This is a genomic window from Micromonospora sp. MH33, assembly GCF_003013775.1.
GTDB lineage: Bacteria > Actinomycetota > Actinomycetes > Mycobacteriales > Micromonosporaceae > Micromonospora > Micromonospora fulviviridis.
In genome coordinates this window covers 1-5313 of the sequence record NZ_MUYZ01000387.1, presented here as the reverse complement: position 1 = coordinate 5313, position 5313 = coordinate 1, and the positions used below count along the sequence as shown (strand labels likewise).

Below are 5313 nucleotides of genomic sequence, written 5' to 3'. Positions count from 1 at the left end.
GCCCGGCCGACCGCCCGGCGCCCGCGTCCCGCTCGACCCGCCCGGGCACCCGGCCCGCCTGACCGGTCCGCGGTGGCCGCCGCGCACCGCCCCGGCTCCCTCCACCAAACAGCTGTTCGGCCGCTCACGGCCGGCGCCGGCCGACGACCACCCCGGCGCCCTCCCACTTGTCGACGACCCTGGTGACCAGGAGTTTCTTCATGAGCACAGCTACACCCGTCGTCCGGGCCCGCTGGTGCGACATCGGCCGGATAGCCGATCTCGTCGCCGAGGCCCTCTCCCCCACCGCCCTCGCGGCCTGGCTCGTCCCTGACGCGCAACGACGCACCGCCGTGCTCGCCGCCGTGGCCCGGATCTGGACCGAACACGCGATGCTCTTCGGCGACGCGTTCCTGCTCCGGGACGGCACGGCGGCGACCGTGTGGTTCCACCGCTACCGGCCGATCCCGGCGCCGAACCGGTACGCCGACCGCCTCGCCGCGGCCGCCGGCCCGGACGAGGAACACTTCCTCCGGCTCGACGCGGCGCTCGCCGACCGGCGACCGGCGGAGGCGCACAACCACCTCGCGCTGCTGGCCGCGCCCGGCCCGGCGGCCGCCCGCCGCGCCGCCGCGGTGCTCGTCGGGGCACAGCGCTGGATGGACACCCTGAGCCTCCCGACGTACGCGGAAGCGTTCACCGAGACCGACCGGGACCTGTTCCGGCGGCACGGGTACGCCGACCGGGAGGCCATCGCGGGACCGGGCGACACCACCCCCCCCCCGATGTGGCGGCTCTCGCCGTTGTGGGCCGGCCGCTCCGGCAACGGCCGCTGGCCGGCCCGCCGGATCACCAGCCGGACCCGCAACGGCCGGGCCAGCGGGTGGGCGCTGCGCTGATCCGGCGCCGACGGCCGGGCCGGGGCGGCGTTCGGGCCGCCCCGGACCGGCCCAGCGGGGTCAGCGCAACGGCGGGTTGGCGTACCGGACCAGTTCGAGGGCCTGCTCGTCGAACCAGGCGCCGGCGGCCGGGTCGGCCGTGCCGCCGCGCGCCGGGTCGAGCCCGGTGCCGGTGCCCCGGTCGCACTGCCCGTCGGACTGGCCGGGCGTCTTCACCCAGAGGAACGCGTCGGCCAGCGGGTCACCGGTCGCGGTGGTGGGGCGTGCGCCCAGGCCCCGGTCCGGCGGGTTGCACCAGGTCTGCGGGTCCGGCCAGCCCGCGCCGGCCGGCGGGGTCCACGGGCCCTGCCCGTTGCGGCTGGTGTCCACCACGAAGTGGGCGAGCCGGTCGGCCGGCACGTCGCTGACGTTCTCGGCGTACCAGGCGTCGGTGCGGCCCCAGGTGCTGAAGTCGGCCGGGTCGGCCGGGTAGTACTGGCTGGCGCACCAGTCGAAGTGCCCGCGCGCCCACTCGGGACCCGCGGTGCCGTAGTGGACGCACTTGGAGATCCAGTTGCCGTACTTGAGCTGGCGCTCGGTGGTCTCGTAGTTGGAGACGTTGAGGAAGAAGCCGTCGGCCTTGGCGACGCCGGCCTTGACCAGCCGGTCGGCGGCGTCGCCGACGCCGAGCCAGGCGCTGTGCGTGCCGTCGAGGTAGACGCTGGTGCGGGGCAGCGCCGTCAGCCTGTCGACGGCGTGGTTGAGCATGGCGAACCGGTCGGCCGCGGCGGTCGCCGGGTCGGCCTCGGCCGGGCGACACCAGTCCTGGGTGCCGTTGATGGTGGTGTACCAGGGGATGATGCCGAGGCCGTCCGGCTCCAGGATGACGGCCACCTCGTGGCCGCCGATGCCCCGGGCGAAGGCGTCGATCCAGGCCTCGTACTCGGCCACGGAGGTGGCGCCGCCGGCCGAGTACTGCGCGCAGTCGCGGAACGGGATGTTGTAGGCCACGAGCACGGGCACGGTCTTCTTGGCGGCCGCACGGCGTACCTCGGCGTTGACGGTCCGGCCGACCTCGGCGGGGGAACCGCCGGTCACCCAGACCGCCTGGGGCGTGCGGATCATGGCACGCAGCCCGGCCGCCTGCTGGTACCGCCCGGCGGCGGTCTGCTCGGCGATCTGGGTCACCGCCCCGTGGTCCGGCCGGGGGGTGTAGAAGGTCACGCCGTCGCGGAGTTCCGCGCCGGCCGGTGCGGGCGAGAAGGGCACGGCCGCGGCGAGGGTCGCGGCGACGGCGGCGAGACCGGTGACGGCGCGCCGCCGGAAGGGAGTCAGGGCCACGTCATTGCTCCTGAGGGACGGGGGAACGGGCGATGGGAGCGTTCCCGCAGCTCGTCAGAGCCTGCCCGGAGCAGCCGCGACTGTCAATGTCTCCCGCCGGCCGCCGCACCGGACGCCAACCCGCGGGACGGCGGAAGCCTGTGCGGTCACCGCCGCTCCGCTAGCCTGCGAGCCGGGCAGGGACACGATTCGGCCGAGCAGTCGGAGGGTATCGGGTGCGGATGCTTCAGACCGGTGACAACGACGACGCCGACGGTGCCGCGACCCCGACCCCGGGGCGCAAGCGCCGGCGACACCGCCTGCTGATCTTCCTGGCGGTGCTCGCGCTGCTGGCCGGCTCGGGCCTGGTGGCCGGTGGCTACTACTTCGACAGCGTGCCGACCCCCACCGACCTCAAACTCCCGGAGTCGACCACCGTCTACTACGCCGACGGCCGCACGCCGATGGCGAAGCTGGGGGCCGAGAACCGGACCATCGTCCCGTACGACCAGATGAACGACTCGGCCAAGCAGGCCATCGTGGCGGCCGAGGACCGCACCTTCTGGACCAACAAGGGTGTGGACTTCAAGGGCGTGCTGCGGGCGGCCTGGGCGAACGTCACCGGTGGACAGCGGCAGGGCGCCTCCACCCTCACCCAGCAGTACGCGCGGGTCGCCGCCGACCTGCGCGGGGTCACCTACTCGCGGAAGCTGCGCGAGGCGGTCATCGCCTGGAAACTGGACGACAAGTACAGCAAGGAGGAGATCCTCGGCTTCTACCTGAACACCGTCCCGTTCGGGCGGGGCGCGTACGGGATCGAGGCGGCCGCGCAGACCTTCTTCGGCAAGACGGTGCGCCGGGACGCCCCGCCGCAGCAGCAGCTCACCCAGGCCGAGGCGATGGTGCTCTGCGCGATGGTGAAGCAGCCGGAGGCGGACCCGGCCGACCCCGAGGGCTCCCCCGGTTACGACCCGCGGCGCAACGCCACGGCGAAGCAGAACTCGATCGACCGCTGGAACTACATCCGCGACGGCATGGTGAAGCTCGGGTACCTCACCTCGGAGCAGGCGGCGAACCTGGCGTACCCGGACACGGTGCGGCCGATCGACCCCAACGCCGGCCGCTCCGGGCTGGACCGCCCGACCGGCCTGGTGGTCAACCACGTGCTCAGCGAACTGCGGCAGACCGAGCCGTTCCGCGGCCAGCCGGACGAGGTGATCCGGGACGGCGGCTACAAGATCGTCACCACCATCGACAAACGGGTGCAGGACGCCGCGGAGGCCGCCGCCGACATCCGCCGGGACACCGCCCCGGAGGCGGTCCGCGGCCAGCCGAAGAACTGGCAGGCCGCGCTGGTCGCGGTGGAGCCGGGCACCGGCCGGGTGCTCGGCTACTACGGCGGCGACAAGGGCTCCGGCGCCGACTACGCCGGCTGGTACTCCGACGAGAACGGCCAGGCCCGCGGGTTCGGCCAGCACCCGCCGGGCTCGTCGTTCAAGGTGTACGACCTGGCCGCCGCCGTGGAGAACAAGATCTCGGTGAAGCAGCGGTTCGACTCGCCGGACACCAAGGAGTTCCCCGAGTCGGGGCGGACAAAGGGCAGCCCGGCCGGCCCGATCCGCAACGCCGAGCACGCGCCCTGCCAGCCGAACTGCGCCCTCTGGGAGGCGACCGTCGCCTCGCTGAACGTCACCTACTTCGAGCTGACCGAGAAGCTCGGCACCGCCAAGGTCATCGACATGGCCAAGCGGGCCGGGGTCGAGTCGATGTGGGAGACCGTCAAGGGCAACCCCCAGCCGCAGCGGGTGGACCTGCGGGACAAGCCCGCCGACGAGGTGGCCGGGCGGTTCTCCACCGAGGTCGGCATCGGCCAGTACGGCATCAGCGTGCAGGACCACGCCAACGGGATGGCCACCTTCGCGGCCGGCGGCAAGCGCGCCGAGGCGCACTTCGTCCGGTCGGTGACCAAGGGCGACGAGAAGGTGTGGGGCGAGCAGCTCAAGCAGACCGACCTCGGTCTCGACCAGGAGGCGATCAACCAGCTCGACTGGACGCTGCGCCGGGTCAGGGCGGCCAAGCTGGACAACGACTGGGACTCCGCCGGCAAGACCGGCACCTGGCAGGCCGGGCAGAGCACCACCCAGAACGTGCACACCTGGATGGTCGGCTGGACCGGGGCGCTCGCCTCCGCCGTCTGGCTCGGCACCACCGACGGCAAGCCGCTCAGGACGAAGGACGGCAGCTACGAGGTCTACGGCTCCACCGGGCCCGGGCCGATCTGGCGGCAGTTCATGGAGAAGGCCACCGCGGCGTTGAAGCTCGACCCGGACAAGTACCGCTTCCAGGATCCGGCGTTCCCGGACGACGCCCCGGAGACGACCGCCCCGGCGCCGCCGCAGGCGACCTCCTCCCCGACCCGGTCCGTCCCGCCGACGCCGAGCCCCACCCCGTCGCGTCCGAGCCCCAGCCCGAGCGACCGGCCGACCTCGCTGCCGACCGTCTCCCCCTCGCTCACCCCGCTACCGACTTTGTCGCCGTCGAAGACCCGGCGACCCCGGTGACGACCCCGGGGTCGCCGCCGGCGGTGCGATGATCGACCGGTGCTGAACCCGACGATGGACGCGATCCGGTCGGCCTGGGCCGCGCTCGGCGGCGACCCGGCCGACGCCGCGGCGGTGCGGCCGACCGGTCCCGCCGGGGCGCTGCCGGCCCGGCTGCCGGTCACCGACCTGGCGGTGGCCTGCGTCGCCGCCGCCGGACTGGCCGCCCTGGAACTGGCCCGGGCGCGCGGGGCCGGGACGGACGGCCCGCTGACCGTCGACAGCCGCGCGGTGGCGGTCTCCTTCACCAGCGATCGGCATCTGCGGGTGGACGGGCAGGCGTTCAGCGGCTTCGCCCCGCTGTCCCGGTTCTGGCCGGCCGCCGACGGCTGGGTGCGTACCCACGCCAACTACCCGCACCACCGGCGGCGGCTGCTGGCCGCGCTCGACCTCGACCCGGCGCGCCCCGACGACGAGGCGCTGGTGGCGACGGTGGGCGAGCGGATCGGCGCCCGCCCGGCGGCCGAGGTCGAACAGCGGGTGACCGCGGCGGGCGGCCTCGCCGTCGCCGCCCGCACGCCGGACGGGTGGGACGC

3 protein-coding genes and 1 pseudogene are annotated in these 5313 nt (G+C 74.3%); 3 read left to right on the top strand and 1 reads right to left on the bottom strand.

All coding sequences use genetic code 11. From position 1 onward, the window contains the following. Positions 1-200: 200 nt before the first annotated feature. Positions 201-878: a hypothetical protein gene (locus B0E53_RS32850; RefSeq protein WP_107079508.1), complete on the top strand. Its 678-nt coding sequence runs from the start codon at positions 201-203 to the stop codon at positions 876-878. 60 nt (positions 879-938) lie between these two features. Here B0E53_RS32850 and B0E53_RS32845 read toward each other — a convergent pair whose 3' ends face one another. Continuing rightward, on the bottom strand, positions 939-2126 hold the full coding sequence (locus B0E53_RS32845) for a glycoside hydrolase family 6 protein (RefSeq protein WP_107079510.1): 1188 nt from the start codon (positions 2124-2126) through the stop codon (positions 939-941). A 293-nt stretch (positions 2127-2419) separates the two neighbouring features. On the opposite strand from B0E53_RS32845, the gene B0E53_RS32840 reads away from it, so the two are divergent. Both B0E53_RS32840 and B0E53_RS32835 read left to right on the top strand, forming a co-directional pair. Then, positions 2420-4738 (top strand): transglycosylase domain-containing protein, encoded by a 2319-nt coding sequence (locus B0E53_RS32840; protein WP_107079509.1) that lies wholly within the window; start codon positions 2420-2422, stop codon positions 4736-4738. Between the two features lie 39 nt (positions 4739-4777). Further along, positions 4778-5313 (top strand): annotated as a pseudogene (locus B0E53_RS32835) (hypothetical protein); the annotation flags it as partial.